The following is a 22485-nucleotide window of genomic DNA, read 5'->3' as shown; positions in this document are numbered from 1 at the left end:
GCCCCTTGTCTAAAAAGAAGGGCCGAGCGGAAACGATCCGCCCGGCCCAGCCAAGGCTGTCGCGCTAGGTGTTGGTGGCGTCAGAGGCGTCCATCATCCCGTTGGGATAGATGTAGATGCCCTGAAGCTCTTCCCGCATCGCGTGGATGAAGACCGAGGTGAACAGGCTCAGCGACGGCACCTTGTCCGCCAGCATCGGCATCACTTCCTCCTGGATCACGCGCTTGCGCTCTGCGGGATCCGTCTCGTTGCGCTCCTTGTCCAGAACGGCGTCCAGCTCGGGGTCTTCGATCCCGGTGATCCGCTTGGAGGAGGAGTGGAAGTGCGTGCGCAGCACCAGGTCCGGCTCAGGCGAGCCGGTGGCCCAGCCGCAATCGATCATGTGGCCGGGGCCCCCGCCGGGACGGTCATACAGACGGTCGGCCCAGGCAGCGATTTCCATCGCGCTGAACTCCACGTCGAAGCCCTGCTCCTGCAGCAGCGCGGTGATGATCTCGCCGTATTCCTTGGTCTTGGGATAGAATCCGACCGAGGTGATGTACTCGAGCTTCGGCAGCCCCTCACCGCCCGGGTACCCCGCATCGGCAAGGAACTTCTGCGCCAGCTCGGGGTCGTATTCCGGGTAGTTCGGCGTATCGACATAGCCGAATTTCACCGGCGACACCCAGGCGTTCGACGCGGTCCCCGACACGCCGAGGATTTCCAGGATCAGCTCACGGTCGATCGAATGCGCCACGGCCCGGCGCAGGCGCCAGTCGTTGAACGGGGGCTTGGAGCAGCGGAACCAGAGGTACTTGTTTTCCACGGAAACCGCTTCGTTGATGGCGAAGCCTTCCTTGGAGCGGATGGTTTCGACCTGCTCGCCCTCAAGGCGCTCGATGATGTCCGCCTCGCCCGACAGCAGCGACAGCATCCGCGTGGTCGCATCACCGACGAAGGTGAAGTTGATGCCCGGCACCTTCGGCGCACCGCCGAGGAAATCCTCGTTTGCGGCCAGCACGGTGGTGTTGCCCGCCTGCTCCACGAACTTGAACGCGCCGGTGCCGTTGGGGCGCGAGGACAGCGTCTTGGGATCGGCGACGTCCTTGGCCGACATGATCGGCAGGAAGGCGGACAGGAACCAGAACAGGCTGGCGGGATAGCCGAACTCGCTGGTGTTCACGACGGCCGTGTGATCGTCGATCACGTCGACCTTGCACTGCCCCGGGTACCACGCCGCCGGCCGGTCCGGCCCGGAGGCATACTCGAAGGTCGCCTTCACGTCGTTCGCGGTAAAGGGTTCGCCGTTGTGGAACTTGACCCCCTGGCGCAGCTTGAATTCCAGCCGGTGCTCATCGAGCAGGGTCATGCTTTCGGCCAGCTCGAACACGATTTCGTCCGGGTTGTCCGGGGTCATCGGGGCCCGCGTCAGGTAGCCGAACACGAAGCTTTCCAGGTTGATCTGGCCCAGCGTGGTATGGGACGTCGGATCCCAGTTGCCGGTCAGGTTTTCCGCCGAAAGGAAGTTGATGGGGCGGTTTTCAGCCGCGAATGCGGGGCTGCTGAAAAATCCGCGGTTGATCATGGAGCCCCCCAGCACAACGCTGGCCATGGCCGATGATCTCAGGAACTGGCGTCTGTCAAACTTCATGTTTTCCTCCCGTTAAGGTTATTCTGACAGTAACGTGACGTCTTTCCCGCCAAGATTTCCGGATTCCCACGCTCTGTTTGCAAGCTGGCGCGGCTGGTCCGACTGGCGTGAATACTACTCCTCAACATGTGGTATTTGTTGATTCTGTGGTAACTTGAGGTTGCGAGTCTGGCAAGTGGTTTTTGTTGGAGTTGTGGAATCTGGGGGCTGAGGATTGCACCTCTTTCGCCTGCGCCCGCGCGGCGAGAGGCCCGGCCCCGACAGACCGGACCCAAGACGTAATTTAAGTGTTTATATTCAGATATTTACACCGAATCTTGTGCGGCTTACACTCTCCAATTCAGCCGTTTCCGACCCAGCTTCCACCAGCCTTGCCGTCGGTCCTGGCACAGCGCTACCGACCACCGAACCGCGGAAGCCCACGAATCCACCAAATCTTAATGTTGATAATGCGGTATTTTTGGATTTTAAAACAGCACCTTCGGGACCCCGATTTCCAACACTCCGACCGCCCCGCGCCACCCCCCCAAACGGAAAAGGGCCCCGGGGTGTGCCCGGGGCCCTTGCGCACCGCCCCACCGGGGCGGAATGTCCTTGCCTGTCAGTCGCTCGACAGCGGCTTGTAGGCGATCGCGTCGATTTCGACCTTGGCATCGACCATGATCTGCGAGCGCACGGTCGAGCGGGCCGGGCCGCCCTCGGGGAAGTAGCTGGCGTAGACCTTGTTGAAGGTCCAGAAGTCGCGCGGATCGTCCAGCCAGACGCCGATCCTGGCCACGTCGGCCAGGGTGCAATCCGCCAGCGCCAGCGCCGCGATCAGGTTCTCCATCGTGCGGCGGGTCTGGCTTTCGATGCCGCCCGGCTCGATCTCGCCATCCTCGCGCATGGCCACCTGGCCGGAGATGAAGACGAAGTCGCCGGCCCGCATGGCCGGGGCGAAGGGCAGCGGCTGGCCGCCTGCGCCAGTGCGGTTATCGCCGAGGCGGATGGGTTTGTCGCTCATGGTGGGAATCCTTTCAGTCGTTTGCTGTCATTAAGGAAATCGGACGCGCCAGGTCAGGTCACCTTGCCGCGCGCCGCCACGGGCTCAGGGCCCAGGGTTTCTTCGCCGCGCACAAGCTGGACCTCGTCCACCATGTTGCTGACCACGCAGGCATGGTTGGGCACGATGCGGACCCGGTCCCCCACGCGCAGGCCGATGGTGTCGGCCAGCAGCACGCCATGCTCCTCCGACAGCCCGGCCACCTTGATATCCGGCCGCCCGAGTACATGGCCGTGGCCGTCAAGCCCCAGCAGGTCCGAGGTCAGCACCTTGGTGCCTGCATCGATCACCGCGCGATCCCCGGCGGGCACCGAAACGACGGTGGCCAGGACTGTCAGCGCACAATCGTCCCAGGTGCAGACGCCAAGCGCTTCAAGCGAGCGGTCGTTGTAGACGTAGGTGCCGATGCGATATTCCGTCGCCACCGGCACGTCCTGCGCGCGCCAGAGCCCGGGCGAGCCGCCGTTGGAGATGACCGGAACCTCAAGTCCCGCCGCCTCCACCTGCTGTTTGGCGTCGGTCAGCCAGGCCTGCACGTCCGCCTCACGGCCGACGGGGGGATAGGTCATCAATCCACCGAAGACGAGCCCCGGCTGCGCGTCGATATGGCGGGCAAGCGCGACGGCGGCTTCGCCCGTCTGCACGCCGCAGCGGTGGGCCCCGGTGTCACACTCCACCAGAACCGGCAGCGGCTTCGGCGCATCGGCAAAGGCAGCGGACAGGCCGTCGACGGTGACGGAGTTGTCGGCCACCACGCTTAGCCGGACCTTGTCGGCCAGCGCCCTGAGGTGGGCCAGCTTGCGCTCGCCGATGATGTTATAGGTGATCAGAACGTCCTCGATGCCGCCCCCGGCGATCATCGCCTCGGCCTCGCTGACCTTCTGGCAGGTGATGCCGATCGCCCCTGCCTCGATCTGCCGCCGGGCGAGCATCGGCAGCTTGTGCGTCTTGATATGCGGGCGGACGGCGAGCCCGTGGCGATCGCAATGGGCCTGGAACTTGTCGATATTCGCTTCGGCGATGTCCAGGTCCACGAGAACCGCTGGCGTGTCGATATCTGAATAGCTCATGGGGCGCTCTCCTGATGGGGGTCGGCGATTATGGGCCAGATCGGGCGCGCCAGCTGGCGATACCCGGTCCTGGTCGGGTCGTTGGGATAGGGACCCTCGACCGCAGCATAGAGTATATCGGCAGCAATGCGGGAAAACGCCCCCTGGAAGTGATTTGTGGACTTCACCACAATCACCTGCTTCGTGCCAACATCGATTCCGAGGTTGGTGAAAAGGTCCGGCGAAAACGCCTGCGCGCGGTTCGAGTTCAGGACCACGTCGATGCCGCCGATCCTTATGACGGAACAATCCCCAAGCGGCACGACGGAGGTGCCGAAGCTTTGCACCGCGTCGCGCTGGTTGCGCAGCACGGTGACACGGGCATCCACCGGGTCCCCCGCCACGGCCGAGGTCTTGCCCCCGAAGCGCAGGTCAAGTTCGGCCCCCTCGCCCGCCGCATGGCACAGGCGCACGGCCATGGGATCCCAGATCGTGCCGAAGGCGGCGGAGGGCAGGTTCTGGGCCATCGCCTCGCGCAGCATCAGGGTGGAATCGCCGGGCACGCCGCCGCCGGGATTGTCCCAGACGTCCGCCACGACCACCGGCCCGGCAGGCGCGGACTGCGCCCGGCTAAGCGCGGCAGCCGCGCTCAGGAACTCGGGGCGGGTCGCGCCGCGGAAGGAAAACAGCTCCATCCCCAGCCGCTCGGCCAGCGCATCGCCGGCGGGTTTGTCATCGTCGGTTACAACGATGATCTTCGCGCCGAGGTCCGGGGAATCCCCAGCCATGAACCCGTGAATGGTGGACACGGACAGCACCTGGCCTGAGGCCTCCAGCGCCCGCATCCTGTCCACGAACCCGCGCATCGGGTCGCGGCTGGTCGGCAGGATCTCGATCATGCGCACGTCGAAAACCGACAGGCGGGGCGCGATCTCGCCGCGCAGGGTGCGCAGGACCAGGTCGACACAGGCCTCGCCGGTTTCGACGAAATCGGTGTGGGGGAATTCCTTGAAGACGGTGATGATATCGGCGTTATCGACGCGCTTCTGGCTGAGGTGGCTGTGCGGATCGAAGGTGACGCCGATCACAGCGTCCGGCCCGGCGATCTCGCGGACTGCCTCGATCAGCGTGCCCTCGCAATCGGTGCAACCGTCGGCGATCATCGCGCCGTGCAGCCCGAGCACCACGCCATCGAGGGGCAGCGCCGCGCGGACCTGGTCCAGGATCTCATCCCGCAGCTGCGCCCAGGTGCGCGCATTCAGCAGGCCGCCCGGCTCCGCCCAGGTGGCGGTGCCCTCGATCAGGGTAAACCCCTCGGCTTTGGCGCGGGCGCGCAGGACCGGGAAGACGGCGCTGCACAGGGTCGGTGTTTCGGGGTGTTGCCCCGGCGGGGCGTAGAAGCTTTCCTCGAAGTCCGAGAAATCCGTGCGCAGGGGGGAGAACGTATTCGTCTCTGTCGCAAGGGATGCGCAGAAAATTCGCATATAACTGGTCCGGGTTCCGGGGTTGGGCCGGGCGCCCGCAGACGCCCGGCGAAGGGGCGGGCCGAACCCGGCCCGCCATGATCGTCAGTCGAGGTAGGTGGCGGCGTTAGCCTCGGACACCGCGGTGCGGAACAGATCCAGCAGTTCGCCGGCCTTCTCGTCCAGGTTCTCGGCAACATGGGCTTCGAAGGCGGGCTGGGTGGCGGCGGCCATTTCGGCGCGCTGCTCGGCGGTCAGGGCGGTGACGTTGATCGACTCCATCAGCCCGGCAAGGCCACGGTCCGACGCTTCGATGATGCGCGACAGGCCACGGCTGGCGGTGACGCAGTTCTCGGCGGCGGTGTGGACCACGGCGCGCTCCTCGTCCGTCAGGCCTTCATAGAAATCGCGGTTCATCATGAAGGTGTAGGGCGAGAACAGGTGGTTGGTCAGCGTCAGGTAGTCCTGCACTTCCGCGAAATTCGCGAACGAAATGATCGGCACCGGGTTCATCTGGCCGTCGATCACGCCGGTTTGCAGCCCGGAATAGACCTCGCCCCAGGACAGGGGATACGCCTCGGCGCCCAGCGCCTGGACGATGGTCTGATGCGACGGCAGGGTCATCGTGCGGATGCGGATGCCCTCGAAATCCTTCAGGCTGGCGATTTCCCGCTGCGAGTTGGTGACGGCGAAGAAGCCCCCGGTGTCGGGGAAGCCCAGCACGACGACATCGCCCAGCTCCGCCTCGATATCCGCGGCCAGCGCGGCGCCGAAGTCACCGTCGAACACCTCGTATGTGCCGGCGTTGCCGCTGAAGGCGAAGGGCAGGTTCAGCACGTCGATACGCGGGTAGTAGCTGGCCAGCGCCCCGGTGGAGGTCAGCGTCGCCTGCAACATCCCGTCGCGCACCTGCTGGACGTGTTCCGCTGCGGTACCAAGCTGGTTCGAGCCGAAGACCTCGACCTTGACGCTGCCGTTGGTCCCGGCGGTCACTAGGTTGGAGAAGACCGCGGTACAGGCATGGGCGGGGTTCTCGAACGGGTCGGTGATGTTGTCGTGTCCAAAGCGGATCAGGTTCTCGGCAGAGGCGGCGCCCGCCAGCATCGTGGCCGAAAGCGCAAGCGCGGTCACAGTGGTTTTCATATCAAATCTCTCCTGTTGATTGTGGTCAGTTGGCGAATCCAAGCATCCTGGGCAGCCACAGCGCGGCGTCCTCCCAGAAAGCGAAGATGAAGAGGATGCCGATCTCCGCGATCAGGAACGGCATCAGCTTGATGGCGATGCGCTCGATCTTTTCGCCTGTCACCGAGGACAGGACGAAAAGGCACGCACCCACAGGCGGCGTCATCAAAGAGATGTTGAGCGCCAGGATGAAGATGATCCCCGCGTGGATCGGCTCCAGCCCGACCTGCTCGGTCAGAGGCACCAGCACGGGGGCCAGGATGATGAGGATGGCGGTGATGTCCATCACCATGCCGATCACCAGCAGAAGGCAGATGATGATGGCGATCACCGCGTAACGATTGTCCGACAGGCCCAGCACGGTTTCCGCCAGCAACTGGGGGATCCGCTCGAAGCTCATCCACCAACCCAAGATTCCGGCGAAGGCGATAATGACGAAGATGACCCCGGTGATCCGCGCCGTGCGCACCAGCATCGCGTAGAGGCTGGCGAGCGTCAGCTTGCGATAGATCACGACACCGACGAACAGCGCATAGGCCACGGCGATGGAGGCCGCCTCGGTCGGGGTGACGATGCCGCCCAGGATGCCGCCGAGGATGATCACTGGCATCGCCAGCGCGCTGAGCGAGGAAACGAAGGTCTGCCACACCTCGCGCAGGGTCGCGCCACGGGTCGCCTTCGGCAGGTTCTGGCGGTTGCCGCCGATCACGATCACCGCCATGCAGACAAGGCAGATCACCAGCCCCGGCAGCACCCCTGCGGCGAACAGCCCGGCGATCGACACGCCCATGAGCGAGCCATAGACCACCATCAACCCCGAGGGCGGGATCGTCGGCCCGATGATCGAGCCCGCAGCCGTCACCGCGCAGGCATAATCGCGCCGGTACCCTTCCTTGACCATGGCAGGCACCAGCGTGCGCCCGAAGGCGGCGGCGTCCGCGGTGGCGGAGCCGGTCAGCCCCGCAAAGAAGACCGAGGCAAGCATGTTCGTATGCGCCAGCCCGCCCCGGAATCGGCCCACCAGCACCTGCGCCAGCTTCACCAGCCGGTTCGTGATGCCGGTTTCGTTCATGATCTCGCCCGCCAGGATGAAGAACGGCATGGCGAGGAAGGGGAAGATGTTGAGCCCGTTGAAGATCTTGCTCGGGCCGATGGCCAGGTAGCTGGTGCCGCCCATGTCAATCAGGCCGATCACCCCGGCCAGGCCGATGGCGAAGCCGATGGGCATCCCGAACAGGATGAAGACAACGAAGGAAATGGCGACGATCACGGGGCCTCCGCCTCCAGGTCTTCGGCGAAAGGCGGATTGTCGAGGTGTCCGCCCAGGTCGCGCAGCAACGCGAAGACGAGTTGAAGCGCCGAAAGCGCTGCCGCGACCGGGATCGCCGCGTAGAAGGGACCAAGGCTCATCCCGAAGATCATCGCCTGGCGGGGAAAGCCGCTTTGCGCGAAGCCGATGCCGTAGAAGGCAACATAGAGGAACAGCGCCAGCACTAGCAGGTCGATCAAGACCAGCACCATGCGGCGCAGCGCGAGGGGGAACAGCATGACGAAGGCCGTCATCCCGATATGATCGCGCCGCGCCACCCCGGAGGACACCGCCAGCATCGCGGCCCAGATCATCAGGTAGCGCGCCAGAACCTCGGGCCAGGGCAGTTGCCAGTTGAAGTAATAGCGGTCCAGGACCCCCAGCCAGACATCCAGCACCAAGGCCAGCATGAGCGCGGCGACCACGGCCTCCACGACCGTGTTAACCCGCCGACTGGCTGCTGCGGCCCACTCTCGCACGGATCACCTCCCATGAATCAGATGCGTAACTCAGTTTCAAGCTGCACAAGATTCGGGCGCCATGCAAGGATTAAATGTTATTCAGTTACGGAATGGCACCAATCTCCTGAGTTTTAGGCGAAATATGTTGCCTGCTTGGTCTCATCGTGTAACTTGGTTACATGAGCGATGCCGACAAGCCCCCCGCCGCAGACCAAGGCAAACCCGCCCCCCCGGGCCGGGGCCAACCGGTGCGCACCGCCACCCCCGGCGTGGTGGACGTGCTGTCCGCGCTGCACCGTCAGGACGGCAACCTTGCCGCGCAGGAACAGAAGGTCGCGAATTACGTCAAGGAGCACCTTGAGGCGATCAGCTCCATGACCATCGGCGACCTGGCCGCGGGATGCGGGGTCAGCAAGCCGACGGTCATCCGCTTCTGCCGCAGCCTCGGCTGCACGGGGTTTCCGGACTTCAAGCTGCGCCTGGCCCAGAACCTGGCCGTCAGCGCGCAATACCTGCATGACAGCGCCACCGGCGGCGCCGTCCCCAGCGACCGGGTGATCGACCACGTGATCGACGCATTGGTCGCGGGCGTGGACCGTTTGCGTCGCGAGGTCGACGTGGAAATGCTGGACGCCGCGCGCGACGCGATCCTGACCACCCGCCAGATCGTGTTCGCGGGCATCGGCGGCGGCTCGTCCATGGTGGCGCAGGAAGCGGCGAACCGCTTCTTCCGCCTCGATTTTCCGGCGATCAACATCTCGGACAGCTACGTGCTGCAAATGCGCGCCGCGACCCTTGGGCCGGGGGATCTGCTTGTCGCGATCTCCGCCAGCGGGGAAGCGAACGCGATCGTCGGCGCGTGCGAGATCGCGGGCGGCTACGGGGCAACCACCGCCTGCATCACCAAGCCCGACACGCGGCTGGCGGCGGCGGCGGGGATCCCGATCCTGGTGGACCTTCCCGAGGATCCGGACATCTTCAAGCCCACAGCCTCGCGCTATGCGCACATGGTCGTGGTGGATTCGCTGGCCATGGCCGTGGCGCAGGCGCAGGCGGACAAGACGCGGGAATACCTGCGCCGGATCCGCGCCTCGCTGACCGCATACCATGGGCGCACCGGGCCGCAGCCGCTGGGCGACTGACGGCGCTTTGGCGCAAAATCGGGCGGATCAGTTCGCCGCCCTGTCCTCTGCCGTCACCCGCTCCTGCATGGCGCGTTCGCGGTCGGGCCATTGCGCCTTGATCCAGGCAAGCACGTCGCGCAGCTCCGCCTCGGAATAGGTGTCGGCGAAACCGGGCATGTTGCTCTCATATCCGCCCCCGACCACCGCCGCCGTGCCGCGCATGGTGATGTCCAGAAGGATGCGGTCCGGGTGGTGCCAGGTGTGCCCGGTCGCGTCATGGGGCGGCGCGGGAAGCCGCCCGTCAGCCCCCCGCGCGCGCCAGTCGGGCTGCCCTTCGAGGTTCGCGCCATGACAGGCGGCGCAGGCCTCGGCATAGATGGCGGCCCCACGCGCAAGGTCACGATCCCCGTTCCCGGACCCGCCTGCGCCGCTGGTCCATGCCCAGGCGGCGGCAGCAGCGACAAGGACCGCCAGGATGGCAAGCGCCCAGCGCGCCCTCACAGTTTCATCCCGCGCAGGCGCAGCGAGTTCCCGATGACCGAGACGGAGGACAGGCTCATCGCCGCCGCGGCAATCATCGGGGACAGCAGCACGCCGAAGACAGGGTAGAGGATACCCGCCGCGATCGGCACGCCCGCGGCGTTGTAGACGAAGGCGAAGAACAGGTTCTCGCGGATGTTGCGCATGGTGGCCTGCGCCAGCACGCGGGCCCGCACGATGCCGCGCAGATCCCCCTTCACCAGCGTCACCCCCGCGCTTTCCACGGCCACGTCCGCGCCGGTGCCCATGGCGATGCCCACATCCGCCGCCGCCAGCGCGGGCGCGTCGTTCACCCCGTCCCCGGCCATGGCGACGGACAGGCCCTGGGCCTTCAGATCCTCGATCAGCGCCGCCTTGTCCTCGGGCGAGACACCGGCGCGGATCTCGTCGATGCCGAGCTCCCGCCCGACGGCCTCTGCCGTGCCCTGGCTGTCGCCGGTGGCCATCACGATCCTGAGCCCCGCCTCGTGCAGGCCACGGATCGCCCCCGCCGTGGTTTCCTTGATCCGGTCGGCCACCGCGACGATGCCCGAAAGCCGCCCGTCCACCGCGAGCAGCATGGCCGTCTTGCCCGCGGTCTGCAGCTCGGACACGCGCGCCTCCACCGGGGCGAGGTCGATGCCAAGGTCCGCCATCAGCCGGGCGTTGCCCAACGCGACCTCCTGCCCGCCGACACGCCCGCGCACGCCCTTGCCGGTGACGGCGTCGAAATCCGTCGCCTCCAGCCGCTCGACGCCGCGTTCCTCGGCCCCGGTCAGGATCGCTTCGGCCAATGGATGTTCCGAACCGCGTTCGAGCGCGGCCGCCAGCGCAAGGACGCGGTCGTCATCCTCTTTACCCTCGGCGATCACGTCGGTCAGACTGGGGCGGCCCTCGGTCAGGGTGCCGGTCTTGTCCAGAACCAGCACATCGACCTTTGCGAACCGCTCGAGCGCCTCGGCATCGCGGATCAGAACGCCCGCCTGCGCGCCGCGCCCGGTCGCCACCATGATGGACATCGGCGTCGCAAGACCCAACGCACAGGGGCAGGCGATGATCAGCACGCTGACCGCCGCGACCACCGCATAGCCCAGCGCCGGTGTCGGGCCGAACGCCAGCCAGACGACGAAGGCCAGGACGGCGATGGCGATCACCGCCGGTACGAAATAGCCCGCCACCTTGTCCGCCAGCGCCTGGATCGGCGCGCGCGAGCGTTGCGCCTGCGCCACCATCGCCACGATCCGGCTGAGCACGGTGTCGCTGCCCACCGCCTCGGCCCGCATCACGAAAGAGCCGGTCTTGTTCAACGTCCCGCCGGTCACGGTGTCGCCCTCGACCTTTTCCACAGGAACGGGTTCGCCGGTGATCATGCTTTCATCCACGGACGAGCGGCCATCGAGCAGCGCGCCGTCCACCGGCACCGCCTCACCCGGGCGCACACGCAGGCGGTCGCCGGTCTTCACGGCCTCAAGCGGGACATCCTCTTCGCCGCTGTCGGTCAGCCGCCGCGCCGTCTTGGGCGACAGGTCCATCAGCGCGCGGATCGCATCGCCGGTCCGGTCGCGTGCGGTCAGCTCCATCACCTGCCCGACAAGTACCAGGATCAGGATGACCGCAGCCGCCTCGAAATAGAGCGGCGGGCCATGCTCACCATGCAAGGAGGCCGGGAACAGCCCCGGCACGAAAAGAGAGACGAGGCTGAACACGTAAGCCGCCCCCGTCCCGATGGCGATCAGGGTCCACATGTTCAGGTTGCCCGTCACGATGGAGGACCAGCCCCGGATGAAGAACGAGCGCGCCACCCAGACGACGACCGGCGTCGCCAGCACGAACTGAAGCCAGCGCACCGTCGTTGCGCCGAACCACTCGGCCCAGGGCAGACCCAGCATTCCGCCCATCTCAAGCGCCAGAACCATCAGCGCCAGCGGCGCACCAATCCAGAGCCTTCGGCGGAAGTCGACCAACTCGGGGTTCGGCCCGGCGTCCGCACTGGGCATCATCGGCTCAAGCGCCATGCCGCAGATCGGGCAATCGCCGGGCCCTTCCTGCACTATCTCGGCGTGCATGGGGCAGGTATAGAGCGTGCCCGCGGGCATCGGCTCGGGCGCGGGGCGGCCCTTGCCATAGGTGTCCGGGGCTGCTTCGAACTTCTGCTGGCAGCGCTCGGAGCAGAAGTAGAACTGCTGCCCTTCATGCTTCGCGACATGACGCGCGGCGGCGCGGTTCACGGTCATGCCGCAGACCGGGTCCTCCGCCTCGATATAGGCGGCGGGGTCCTTCGCGAACCGGTCGCGGCAGCCGTTGCTGCAAAAGTGATACGTGTGACCCTCATGCTCGAGCCTAGGGGTGTCCGCCGCGGGGTCCACCTCCATGCCGCAGACCGGGTCGCGGGTGATGGCATCGGGGGACGCGTGGGTTCTGGTTGCCATGTTATTGGACTCCGATTACGGCGTGCGCGGCAAGACCGAAGCCGAGCCAGCCAAAGGACAGGATTGCAAGGGTGAATAGGATCCGCTCGCCCCATGCTGCGGGCATTGCGACGTCGATCCCGTGGCGGCGGGCCTTCCAGACCAAGAAGCCGAGCGAGAGGGCCACGAAGACAAGGTTCAGCGCCATCGTGTAGTCGACCTTGAAGAAGCTGCGCTCCGTGACGCTTCGCGCGGCGCTTGGGTCCGGCAGCAGCCCCAGCGCATCGAAGCCAAGGTGCAGCACCAGCGCCGAGGCGACAAGCACCACGAGGAATATGCCAAGGATATAGCCCGCCATGCGCCAGCCGTAATAGGTCGCCTGGATCCGCAGCACCGGGAAGACGACCAGGTCCGAGAAGATGAACGCCATGATCCCGGCGAAGCTGACGCCGTTGGAATAAAGCACCGCCGCAAGGGGGATATTGCCCATCGAGCCGATGAAGGTGAAGAACGCCGCGACCGGGCCGACAATGGCCTGCACCGCGATCTGCCAGAACGCCGGGTCGGCGGCGCCGGAGCCGACGAACAGCGCCTCGAAGAAGCTGCGCGGAACGAAGGTCGCGATGATCCCGGCCACGGTGAAACCGATGATCACATCCTTCCAGACCATTTTCCATTCCATCACGTATCGCGAGGCGACACGCGCCCAGCCCTCGGCGCTGGCGATCAGCTTGCGCCAGTCCGGGACCTGCTCCTCCTCGCCGCCTTCGGCGTCCTGTGCGCGCGCGCGGGCGCGCTCGATCAGCGCCGAGGGGCGGGTTAGCCGCACCAGCAGCCACATCATCAGGATGAGCAGGATGCCGCCGACATACTCGGCCACGACGAACTGCCACGCCAGGAAGACCGAGATCACGATCCCCAGCTCGATCACCAGGTTGGTGGAGGCCAGCAGGAACGCCAGCGACGGCACCAGCCCCGCCCCCTTCGCGAACAACGAGCGGGTGGTGGACAGGGCCGCGAAGGAACATGAGCTTGAAATGAAGCCGAAAACCGTGCCCAGCGCGACGCTTTTTGGCCCGGCATCGCCCATGCTCTGGCGCATGCGCGCACGGGTGACGAAGACCTGGATCATCGCCGAGATCAGGTAGCCGAGCCCGAACGCCCAGAATGCCGTCCAGAACAACCCGGCCGAGGTCACGGCGGCGGTGCTCCAGTTTTCGATGAATGAGGTCATGCGGATGAAACTCCTTTCCGCAACTCAACCTAATGCCTCCAGTGGATGGAAGGTCAAGGTCGCAATCACGCCTTGACCTTCCATCTGCTGGAACCCCTATATTGACGCTGTACCGATCACGGTCATGAAAAAGGAGGCTTGGATATGCCACTGCACCTGAAATCCCAGACTGTCATGGGGGCGGTCGGCCTGTTCACAGCAACGGCCGTCATGGCCCAGGCAGACCCCGGCGACGGCCCCTACTACGGCCATTACGGCATGATGAGCGGCGGCGGCTGGTTCTACGGCTCCGTCATGATGCTGCTGTTCTTCGGGCTGCTCGTCGGCGCCGTCGTGTTGATCGTCAGGCTGGTGGGCGCCCCCCCCGCTGGCCCGGGTTCCGGGCAGGTGGACAGGGATCGCGCGCTTTCGATCCTGCGCGAGCGTTTCGCCAGGGGCGAGATCGACAAGGAGACGTTCGAGGCGTCAAGGAAAGTGCTGGACGGAGATACCACTTGAATATCGGCGACGTATCCCGGGTTAGCGGCCTGCCCGCCAAGACCATTCGGTATTACGAGGACATCGACCTCGTGCAGCCCGCGCGGGGGGAGAACGGCTATCGCGACTTCTCCGAGCGTGATGCGCATATGCTCGCCTTCCTGGGTCGGGCGCGATCGCTCGGCTTCTCGATCGAAGAATGCCGCACGCTTCTGTCGCTCTACAAGGATCGCGAGCGGGCCAGCGCGGACGTGCGCCAGGTCGCCATCGAGCACCTGGACAGCATCGCGCGAAAGATCGAGGAACTCGAAGCGATGCGCGGCACGTTGCAAACGCTGGTGACCCGCTGTCACGGGGACGACCGCCCCGACTGCCCCATTCTCGACGACCTGGCAGGATCGGAAGTTCAAGGCGCATGACCCAAAGACTGGCAATTCTCGTGGCGGCGGTCGTCGTCGGCGGCATCTCGGCCATGGTGATCTCGTCTCGCGATGAGGGCGGGTCGGCCAGGGTCGATCTGGCCTATGCGACCCTGCCGCAGCCAACCGCCCAGCAACAGGCAGGCCGCACGCTGTTCGATGCTAATTGCGCCACCTGCCACGGAGAAAGCGCCGCTGGCTCGGACCGGGGGCCGCCGCTCGTGCACCGGATCTACGAACCGGGCCATCACGGCGACATGGCGTTCCTGATCGCGGCGCGGCAGGGTGTTCGCGCCCATCACTGGCGGTTCGGCAACATGCCCCCCGTGGACGGCGTGACCGAGGCGGATGTCGTAAAGATCACCGCCTATGTCCGCGCCCTGCAACGCGCCAACGGGATCAACTGAAACAAAACCCCGTCCGGGGCGCGTGCACGCTGGTACGCTTGGCCCCGAACCGACAAAACGACTACGAAAGCCGAAAAACTGGACTGGACCAAAGACATGAACCGCAGACATTTCATCCTGACCGCCCTTGGAACGGCGCTGCTCGCGCGCCCGGCCCTCGCGGCCCCGCTCCGGGTCGAGATCTACAAGTCGCCGACCTGCGGCTGCTGCACCGCCTGGGCGGACCACATGACGCAGGCCGGCTTCGCCACCGACACCCGCGACGTGGAGCAGGACATGCTGTGGGCGATCAAGGAACGCTCGGGGATCACGCCTGAGCTCGGCTCCTGCCATACCGCCTTTGTCGAGGGCTACGTGATCGAGGGGCACGTCCCCGCCGACGACATCCAGCGCTTGCTGGCCGAACGCCCCGACGCCCTTGGCCTTGCGGTGCCGGGAATGCCAATCGGCTCGCCCGGCATGGAAATGGGCGGCCAGGTCGACGCTTTCGACACGCTGCTGGTGCTGCGCGATGGCACGACAGACGTGTTCCAGCGCCACGGCTGACCCCGGCCAGGGTGCGCGGCCCTGCCGCCGCACAGCCTCGCCGACACCGCCCCCTCCCCCTTCAGCGCGCCCCATCGGGGGCGCGCTTCCGCATTTTTCCCGCCAAGCCGCGCCTTGCCGCAGGCCCTTTTCGGGCAATCCGTTTGCTTCATTGCAAGCGAATCCGCATTCCCCTGCGTCAAAGCGCCCGAAATCGTCCGGACGGGGGAAGGCTTGCGCCCCCCTCGGTAATAAAATACCCGAACGCATTACGAATAGAGGGTGCCCCGATCGGGCCCGGCATGTTCCGGCGCCGGGGGTGAACTCTCCAAAAAAAGGAACCAAATGAATAACATCGACGAAAAGTTGCAACCGATCCTGGCCGAAATCATGCGGCGCAATGCCGGCGAGCCGGAATTCCACCAAGCCGTTCACGAAGTGATGGAAAGCCTTGGCCGGGTCGTGGCCAAACATCCCGATTATCTTGAACAGTCGCTGATCGAGCGGATCTGCGAACCCGAGCGCCAGATCATCTTCCGCATTCCCTGGGTGGACGATCAGGGCAAGGTCCGGATCAACCGCGGTTTTCGCGTGCAGTTCAACTCCGCCCTCGGCCCCTACAAGGGGGGCATGCGCTTTCACCCGTCGGTCAACCTTGGGATCATCAAGTTCCTGGGCTTCGAGCAGATCTTCAAGAACGCCCTGACCGGCCAGCCCATCGGCGGCGGCAAGGGCGGCACGGATTTCGACCCCAAGGGCAAGTCCGACGGCGAGATCATGCGCTTCTGCCAGTCCCTGATGACCGAGCTGCACCGCCACCTCGGCGAGCAGACTGATGTACCGGCCGGTGATATCGGCGTCGGCGGGCGTGAGATCGGCTACCTGTTCGGTCAGTACAAACGCCTGACCAACCGCTACGAGGCCGGCGTCCTGACCGGCAAGGCGATAGCCTACGGCGGTTCGCGCGCGCGGACCGAGGCGACCGGCTTTGGCAACACCTATTTCACCAAGGCCATGCTGGAAACGCGCAACACCGACTTCGACGGAAAGCGCGTCGTGGTCTCGGGCGCGGGCAACGTGGCGATCCACACGATCGAGAAGGTCCAGTCCTTCGGCGGCCACGTCATCGCCTGCTCGGATTCCAGCGGCTACGTCATCGACGAGGCCGGCATCGACCTGGCCCTGTTGCAGGAAATCAAGACGGTCCGCCGCGAGCGTATCTCGGAATACGCCCGCCGCCGTGGCGACGGGGTGCATTTCGTGCCCGTCGGCAAGGGCTCCGTCTGGGACCTGGCCTGCGACGTCGCCATGCCCTCTGCCACCCAGAACGAGCTTTCGGGCAAGGACGCGAAGAAGCTGGTCGAAAACGGCGTTCAGGCCGTGGGCGAAGGGGCGAACATGCCCTGTACCCCGGAAGCCATCCGCATCCTGCGCGAGGCGGGCGTCCTGTTTGGCCCCGGCAAGGCGGCCAACGCGGGCGGCGTCGCCACCTCGGCGCTGGAAATGCAGCAGAACGCCAGCCGCGACCGCTGGACCTTCGAGCAGACCGAGACGCGCCTCGCGCAGATCATGCAGAGCATTCACGACCGCTGTGCGCAGACCGCCGAGGAATACGGCGCGCCGGGCGACTACGTGATGGGCGCCAACATCGCCGGTTTCGTGCGTGTCGCCGAAGCGATGCGGATGCTGGGCGTGATCTGATAGCAATCCGTCCCGCCCGGGCGTTCAGGCCCGGGCGGGACGACACCAGGCGCTGCCGGTCCCGGCCCGCCACGGAAAGGACGGGGCAGTTGGCCCTGCCCTTGCCGCCGCCCCCCCTGCACCGCGCATCGCGGCTTGTCTCCGGACACTGGCCCCTTTCGGAACAGGGCCGGGATCTTCACTCAAACCGCTCTTCTGGGAAAATCGCCCCCTTTCCGGGATGTTGGCCAAGGCCAGTCCAGCGGCGCTTCGGGCGCGTGGCTGGCGCGACTTTCCGTCCGCCGCCGTGGCAGGACTCACCGAGTCTCTGGCGCGATGATTTGCTTTCACAATGCAATCTAATATTGACAGCTGGCCGCACCGCTTCATACCGTGATGTTTCAAAGCCGTTACATTTAGTGACTTCGGCAACGGACCCCTTGCACACACCCAACTCTCGGGACGTCAGGTCGGGTGCTTGCCGGGCGTGTACCGGCATGTGGAGGAAAGCCGATGTTAAACAAGAAAATTACACGAACATGCGCCGCCGCTGTCACCGCGATGGGAATTGCCCTTGGCGCGTCCGGCGCGGCGGCCCAGGACGAGGACTGGGCCCAGATCGAGGCCGCCGCCAAGGAAGAGGGCGCGCTGCTGGTCTATTCCACGACCAGCCGCACGGCGAAGGCCGCCGAAAACTTCTCGGCCATGACCGGGATCAACGTCGAAGTGGTGCGCCTGGGCGAGCAGGACCTGATCCAGCGGACCTACCAGGAATCCGTGGCCGGCGTGCATGACGTCGACATGGTCGTCGCGGAAGACTGGGTCGCCGCGCGCGAGCTTCTGGCGAACCCCGGCTACATGATCAACTACGTGCCCCCCACCGCGCGCGAGCTCTTTGCAGAGGAAGACAAGGACCCGCTGGTGCTGGGCTATATCGGCCGGGTCTTCGGCTACAACACCGAAAAGCACCCCGACGCCGACCCGCTGAGCAGCGTGTGGGACCTGACGACCGAGGAATTCCGCGGCCGTGTCATGATCCGTGACGTGGCGATCACCGGCGAGCACCAGAACGCGCTGACCGAATGGGTCCGCCGTAGCGATGAGCTTGCCGCCGACTACGAACGCCGCTTCGGCAAACCGCTGGAGATGACCGAGGACAACGCGGGCCTGGAGTTCATCAAACGTTTCCTGGAAAACGACGCGATCATCATGACCTCAGACACCAAGATCTCCGAGGCGGTGGGCGCACCGGGGCAGGACAACCCGCCCTACGGGATGTTCTACGTCTACTCCAAGCACCGCGACGCGCCCTTGCAGGGGCTGAAGATTTCGGACAGCCGCGCGATCCAGCCGACGCTGGGCTATTACTATCCCATCGTGCTGCAACTGTCCGCGAACGCGAAGCACCCGAACGCGGCCAAAGTCTTCATGGAATACCTCAGCACCATGGAAGGCTTCGCACCTTGGGCGGATTCGCCGGGCGTCTACTCTCCGAACCCAAACCAGGTGCCCTTTGAGGGCGACATGCCGCTTTCATGGTGGAAAGAAAAGATGTGGCACTACGACCGCGACTTCGCCGCCGAGAACCGCGGCATCGTGCTCGACACATGGCTGAAGTACGCCCAGCGCTAAGCCCGCGCTGACGTAACCACCACGCATACCAGGGGAAGGGCCCGCCGCCGCGCGGGCTCTTCCTGCCCGAGCCCCCTTCAGACATGAACGCCCCGACTGCCGAGGACCCAAGAATGCGGACTGCCTACAATCGATTTCGGATGAGCCTGACGCCTCAGCGAATTCTGTCTGTCCTGTTTATCATCGGCCTCGGCTACCTGGTGATCGTGCCGCTGTTCCTGATGCTGCGCGAAACCTTCATCGTGCATCCGCTGGAGCGCTTCCAGATCCCCGGCTCGCAGGTGGGCGAATTGACTTTGGCGCACTGGAAACGCACGCTGTTCAGTGAAAACGCCTATGCCTTCTTCTATCACCCGCTGCTGAATACCCTGAAGATCGCCTTCGGCATGTCCTTCCTGGCGCTGGCGATCGGCGCGCTGCTGGCCTGGCTGGTTGTGCGCACGGACATGCCGATGAAGGGCTTCATCGCCAATGCCGCGATCATTCCCTACATCATGCCGTCCTGGACGCTGGCGCTGGCCTGGATCACCCTGTTCAAGAACGAGCGGATCGGCGGGGACCAGGGGATCTTCAGCGCCCTGACCGGGATCGAGACGCCGGACTGGTTCGCCTATGGCACCTTCCCGATCATCATCACGCTGTCGCTGCACTACTTCCCCTTCGGCTTCATGCTGATCGGCGGCGCTTTGCGCAACATCGACGCCCAGCTCGAGGAATCCGCCGAGCTTCTGGGGGCTTCCCGCCCGACGATCCTGCGCCGGATCGTGATGCCGCTGGCGTTGCCGGCGATCTTTTCGACCTTCCTGCTGACGTTCTCGCGCGGGCTGGGCACCTTCGGCACGCCCGCGTTCCTGGGCGGGCCGGTGCGGGAATTCGTGCTGTCCACCTCGCTTTACGCCAACCTGATCGGGCAGCGGCCCGGCATCGGCTATATCGCCGCCGTCGCGATGATCCTGCTGGGCGTGCTGGTGCTTTACATGGATCACAAGATCATCGGCACGCGGCGCAGCTTCGTGACGATTTCCGGCAAGGGCGCGCGCGCCGGGCTGGTGGCCCTCGGGCGCTGGCGTTGGGTTATCGCCGCGGGGGTCGTGATCTTCATCCTCGGCACCATCGTGGTGCCGATCTGCGCGCTGGCGATCGACACGGTCATGCTGCGCCCCGGCATCTATGCCTGGGAGAACTTCACCTGGCACTACTGGATCGGCGACGCGAGCCTGAACATCGGCCTCGGGACCGGGGAGCCGGGCATCCTGCGCAACTCGCAGCTGATGTCCGCACTCGGCAACACGATGAAGCTGGCCGTGGTGGTGGCGGTGGTCACCGGGATCCTCGGCATCCTGGTGGGCTATGCCATCGTGCGGATGCGCGGCAACTGGATCTCGCAGGCGTTGGACCAGATGTCCTTCCTGCCCTACCTGATGCCGTCTATCGCGCTTGGCGCCATCTTCCTGGCCATGTTCGCGGTGCCGCGCGGCCCGATCCCGTCGCTGCATGGCAGCTTCCTGCTGCTCGTCATCGTCTGTACGGTCAGCTACCTGCCCTACGCGGTGAAAGCCGGGGTCAGCGCCATGCGCCAGATCGGCCCCGAGCTGGAAGAGGCCGCGCTGATGGCGGGCGCCTCCTGGTGGACGCGGATGCGCCGGGTGATGATCCCGGTGCAGAAATCCACTTACTTTTCAGGGATGCTGCTGCCGTTCATTTCGGTCACGCGGGAGCTTTCGCTGCTTATCCTGCTGGTGACGCCGGCCACCCAACTCGCGACGACCATCACCCTGCGATACACGGATCGCGGCTGGTATCCCTATACCAACGGCATGGTCCTTCTTCTCATAATCATCGTTGTCACCAGCACCGTCATCAGCCGGCGGGTCATGGGAACCAACATAGCAAAAGGCCTGGGAGGGTAAGATGCCTGCCATCGTTCTGGATGGGGTTTCCCGTCTTTATGGAAGCAACGTGCGCGCGGTCAGCGACCTGTCGCTGGAAATCCCCGACGGGTCCTTCACGACGCTGCTGGGCCCCTCGGGCTGCGGCAAGACGACGACGCTGCGGATGATTGCCGGGCTGGATTCCCCGACCTACGGGACCATCCGCATCGGCGACAAGATCGCCTTCTCGTTGGAAGATGCGACCAGCCTGCCCCCCTCGAAACGCGGGCTGGGGCTGGTGTTCCAGAGCTACGCGCTTTGGCCACATCTGACAGTGGCCAAGAACATTTCCTTCGGGCTGGAGGTGCAGAAGGTCGGCAAGGCGGAAATCGCCCAGCGCCTGGAAAAGGTGGCCGCCGCGTTGCAGATCGACCAGCTTCTCGGGCGCTACACCAGCGAGCTTTCGGGCGGTCAGCAGCAGCGTGTCGCCATCGCCCGCGTGCTGATCATGGAACCCTCCGTCCTGCTTCTGGACGAGCCGCTGTCGAACCTGGACGCGACGCTGCGCATGGACATGCGGGCAGAGCTGAAGCGGCTGCACAACGACACCGGGGCCACGATCCTTTACGTCACTCACGACCAGCTTGAAGCGCTGACCATGTCGACCCACATCGCGCTGTTGCAAAACGGAGAGTTGCAGCAATTCGCCCCGCCGCTGGACGTGTACGCGCAACCGGCGAACGAATTCGCGGCCGATTTCCTGGGCAACCCGCGCATCAACCTGATCGAAGGGCGGATCGAGGGCGGGCGCATCCTGTGCGGCGGTCTGGACCTGCCCCTGCCCGACGGGGTGAGCAGCGGCGAGAGCGGCCCCGTGAAGCTCGGCCTGCGGGCGGAGGAATTGCGCCTGCACCGGCAGGCAGGCCCGGGCATGGTGCCGGTCCAGGTCACCTCGGTCCTGCCGACGGGATCGGACTGGTATTATCAGGTACGCCTGAACGCGCAGACGATCACCATCCGCCAGAACGACCCGCCCCACCTGAAAGAGGGCGAGGAGGTCTTCCTGGCCGCGCACCCCGATACGCTGAAGCTGTTCGCCACCTCCGGCAAGGCTCTGGTCTCCTCGGTTCCGGAGGTCGCGGGGGCAGAGGCATGACCAATTCCACGCTGATCGTCACCGGCATGTCCGGGGCGGGCAAGACCCAGGCCATGAAGGCGCTGGAGGACCTGGGCCTGTTCTGCATCGACAACCTGCCGCCGCCGCTTCTGCGCGACCTGTCGGGCCTGCCGGGTCTGACATCCGCGAAGGATCACCCTGTCGCGGTGGCGATGGACGTGCGCGGGCGGGCGATGTTCGACCATCTTCTGTCGGCGCTGGACACACTGAAGGACGACGGGAAGCCCCATCAGATCCTGTTTCTTGAATGTAACGACGACATCCTGGTGCGCCGCTATTCCGAAACCCGCCGCAAGCACCCCTTGAGCGAGGATTGCAGCCTGTTCGAGGGAATCGCCGCCGAGCGCAGGCTTCTGGCCCCGATCCGGGACCGCGCGGACATCATCCTCGACACCTCGCGCATGAAGTCTGGAGAGTTGAAGCTGCGCCTCGGGCGGATGGTGCTGGGCCATGACGTCCGGCTCGATATCGCGGTGGAGGTGACGAGCTTCGGCTTCAAGCACGGCGTGCCGCTGGATGCCGACCTGATGTTCGACGTCCGCTTCCTGACGAACCCCTACTACGACCCGGAACTGCGCGTGCTGGGCGGGCTGGACGCGCCCGTTGCCGAATTCGTGCTCGGCCTGCCGGAGGCGCAGCGCTTCATCGATGACGTCTGCCCCCTGCTGGAACACTGGGTTCCCCTGCACGCCGCCGCCGGAAAGGCGCGGCTGGTCATCGCCATCGGCTGCACCGGCGGGCAGCACCGCTCCGTCGCGATCAGCGAGCAACTGGCCACGCGGCTGGCCGAGAAGTTCCGCAACGTGGACGTGATCCACCGCGACATGCGCAAGAACATCGCCCAGATCAAAGAGCGTATGGCCAGCACCTGAGCGC

20 protein-coding genes are annotated in these 22485 nt (G+C 65.4%); 10 read left to right on the top strand and 10 right to left on the bottom strand.

Annotation, left to right across the window (positions count from 1 at the left end):
• Positions 1-64 precede the first annotated feature (64 nt).
• The 7 genes from DJ029_RS09465 to DJ029_RS09435 form a co-directional block, all read right to left on the bottom strand.
• Positions 65-1630 (bottom strand): ABC transporter substrate-binding protein, encoded by a 1566-nt coding sequence (locus DJ029_RS09465; protein WP_112322189.1) that lies wholly within the window; start codon positions 1628-1630, stop codon positions 65-67.
• 601 nt (positions 1631-2231) lie between these two features.
• Positions 2232-2633 (bottom strand): RidA family protein, encoded by a 402-nt coding sequence (locus tag DJ029_RS09460; RefSeq protein ID WP_112322188.1) that lies wholly within the window; start codon positions 2631-2633, stop codon positions 2232-2234.
• A 53-nt stretch (positions 2634-2686) separates the two neighbouring features.
• Positions 2687-3742 (bottom strand): D-TA family PLP-dependent enzyme, encoded by a 1056-nt coding sequence (locus DJ029_RS09455; protein WP_112322187.1) that lies wholly within the window; start codon positions 3740-3742, stop codon positions 2687-2689.
• A complete protein-coding gene (locus DJ029_RS09450) occupies positions 3739-5205 on the bottom strand; it encodes a M81 family metallopeptidase (RefSeq protein ID WP_112322186.1) in 1467 nt (488 codons plus the stop codon). The genes DJ029_RS09455 and DJ029_RS09450 overlap by 4 nt, the downstream gene beginning before the upstream one ends.
• A gap of 84 nt (positions 5206-5289) precedes the next feature.
• On the bottom strand, positions 5290-6327 hold the full coding sequence (locus DJ029_RS09445) for a TRAP transporter substrate-binding protein (RefSeq protein ID WP_112322185.1): 1038 nt from the start codon (positions 6325-6327) through the stop codon (positions 5290-5292).
• A 25-nt stretch (positions 6328-6352) separates the two neighbouring features.
• Positions 6353-7636, bottom strand: coding sequence for a TRAP transporter large permease (locus DJ029_RS09440; RefSeq protein WP_112322184.1), 1284 nt, complete (start codon positions 7634-7636; stop codon positions 6353-6355).
• Positions 7633-8154, bottom strand: coding sequence for a TRAP transporter small permease (locus DJ029_RS09435; protein ID WP_232823030.1), 522 nt, complete (start codon positions 8152-8154; stop codon positions 7633-7635). The genes DJ029_RS09440 and DJ029_RS09435 overlap by 4 nt, the downstream gene beginning before the upstream one ends.
• 161 nt (positions 8155-8315) lie before the next feature.
• On the opposite strand from DJ029_RS09435, the gene DJ029_RS09430 reads away from it, so the two are divergent.
• Entirely contained in the window at positions 8316-9278 is a 963-nt protein-coding gene (locus DJ029_RS09430; protein WP_112322183.1) for a MurR/RpiR family transcriptional regulator, read from the top strand.
• A 27-nt stretch (positions 9279-9305) separates the two neighbouring features.
• Here the strand turns inward: DJ029_RS09430 and DJ029_RS09425 are convergent, their stop codons facing one another.
• Genes DJ029_RS09425 through DJ029_RS09415 form a run of 3 tightly spaced genes read right to left on the bottom strand, consistent with a single transcriptional unit; the run spans position 9306 to position 13421 of the window.
• Entirely contained in the window at positions 9306-9761 is a 456-nt protein-coding gene (locus DJ029_RS09425; RefSeq protein ID WP_112322182.1) for a c-type cytochrome, read from the bottom strand.
• The gene (locus DJ029_RS09420; protein ID WP_112322181.1) at positions 9758-12208 is read right to left on the bottom strand and encodes a heavy metal translocating P-type ATPase; all 2451 of its coding nucleotides are present in this window, start codon (positions 12206-12208) and stop codon (positions 9758-9760) included. The genes DJ029_RS09425 and DJ029_RS09420 overlap by 4 nt, the downstream gene beginning before the upstream one ends.
• A gap of 1 nt (position 12209) precedes the next feature.
• Positions 12210-13421, bottom strand: a complete 1212-nt coding sequence (locus DJ029_RS09415; protein WP_112322180.1) for a permease — start codon at positions 13419-13421, stop codon at positions 12210-12212.
• 144 nt (positions 13422-13565) lie between these two features.
• Here DJ029_RS09415 and DJ029_RS22110 point away from each other — a divergent pair, with 144 nt between their 5' ends.
• The 9 genes from DJ029_RS22110 to rapZ all read left to right on the top strand — a co-directional run bounded on the left by DJ029_RS22110 (position 13566) and on the right by rapZ (position 22481).
• Positions 13566-13919, top strand: coding sequence for an SHOCT domain-containing protein (locus DJ029_RS22110; RefSeq protein WP_232823029.1), 354 nt, complete (start codon positions 13566-13568; stop codon positions 13917-13919).
• The gene (cueR, locus tag DJ029_RS09405) at positions 13916-14317 is read left to right on the top strand and encodes a Cu(I)-responsive transcriptional regulator (protein WP_112322179.1); all 402 of its coding nucleotides are present in this window, start codon (positions 13916-13918) and stop codon (positions 14315-14317) included. The genes DJ029_RS22110 and cueR overlap by 4 nt, the downstream gene beginning before the upstream one ends.
• Positions 14314-14724: a c-type cytochrome gene (locus DJ029_RS09400; protein ID WP_112322178.1), complete on the top strand. Its 411-nt coding sequence runs from the start codon at positions 14314-14316 to the stop codon at positions 14722-14724. The genes cueR and DJ029_RS09400 overlap by 4 nt, the downstream gene beginning before the upstream one ends.
• A 96-nt stretch (positions 14725-14820) precedes the next feature.
• Positions 14821-15270 (top strand): DUF411 domain-containing protein, encoded by a 450-nt coding sequence (locus DJ029_RS09395; RefSeq protein WP_112322177.1) that lies wholly within the window; start codon positions 14821-14823, stop codon positions 15268-15270.
• Between the two features lie 324 nt (positions 15271-15594).
• Positions 15595-16950 (top strand): NADP-specific glutamate dehydrogenase, encoded by a 1356-nt coding sequence (gene gdhA / locus DJ029_RS09390; RefSeq protein WP_112322176.1) that lies wholly within the window; start codon positions 15595-15597, stop codon positions 16948-16950.
• A 492-nt stretch (positions 16951-17442) separates the two neighbouring features.
• Entirely contained in the window at positions 17443-18561 is a 1119-nt protein-coding gene (locus DJ029_RS09385) for an extracellular solute-binding protein (RefSeq protein ID WP_112322175.1), read from the top strand.
• A gap of 113 nt (positions 18562-18674) precedes the next feature.
• A complete protein-coding gene (locus DJ029_RS09380) occupies positions 18675-20471 on the top strand; it encodes an ABC transporter permease (RefSeq protein ID WP_112322174.1) in 1797 nt (598 codons plus the stop codon).
• A gap of 1 nt (position 20472) precedes the next feature.
• Positions 20473-21588: an ABC transporter ATP-binding protein gene (locus tag DJ029_RS09375; protein ID WP_112322173.1), complete on the top strand. Its 1116-nt coding sequence runs from the start codon at positions 20473-20475 to the stop codon at positions 21586-21588.
• Positions 21585-22481, top strand: a complete 897-nt coding sequence (rapZ, locus tag DJ029_RS09370) for an RNase adapter RapZ (protein ID WP_112322172.1) — start codon at positions 21585-21587, stop codon at positions 22479-22481. The genes DJ029_RS09375 and rapZ overlap by 4 nt, the downstream gene beginning before the upstream one ends.
• Positions 22482-22485 lie beyond the last annotated feature (4 nt).

Source organism: Oceanibium sediminis, assembly GCF_003265325.1.
GTDB classification, from domain to species: Bacteria; Pseudomonadota; Alphaproteobacteria; order Rhodobacterales; family Rhodobacteraceae; genus Halovulum; species Halovulum sediminis.
The sequence above is the reverse complement of the archived record's forward strand: the minus strand, read 5'-3'. Positions and strand labels throughout refer to the sequence as shown.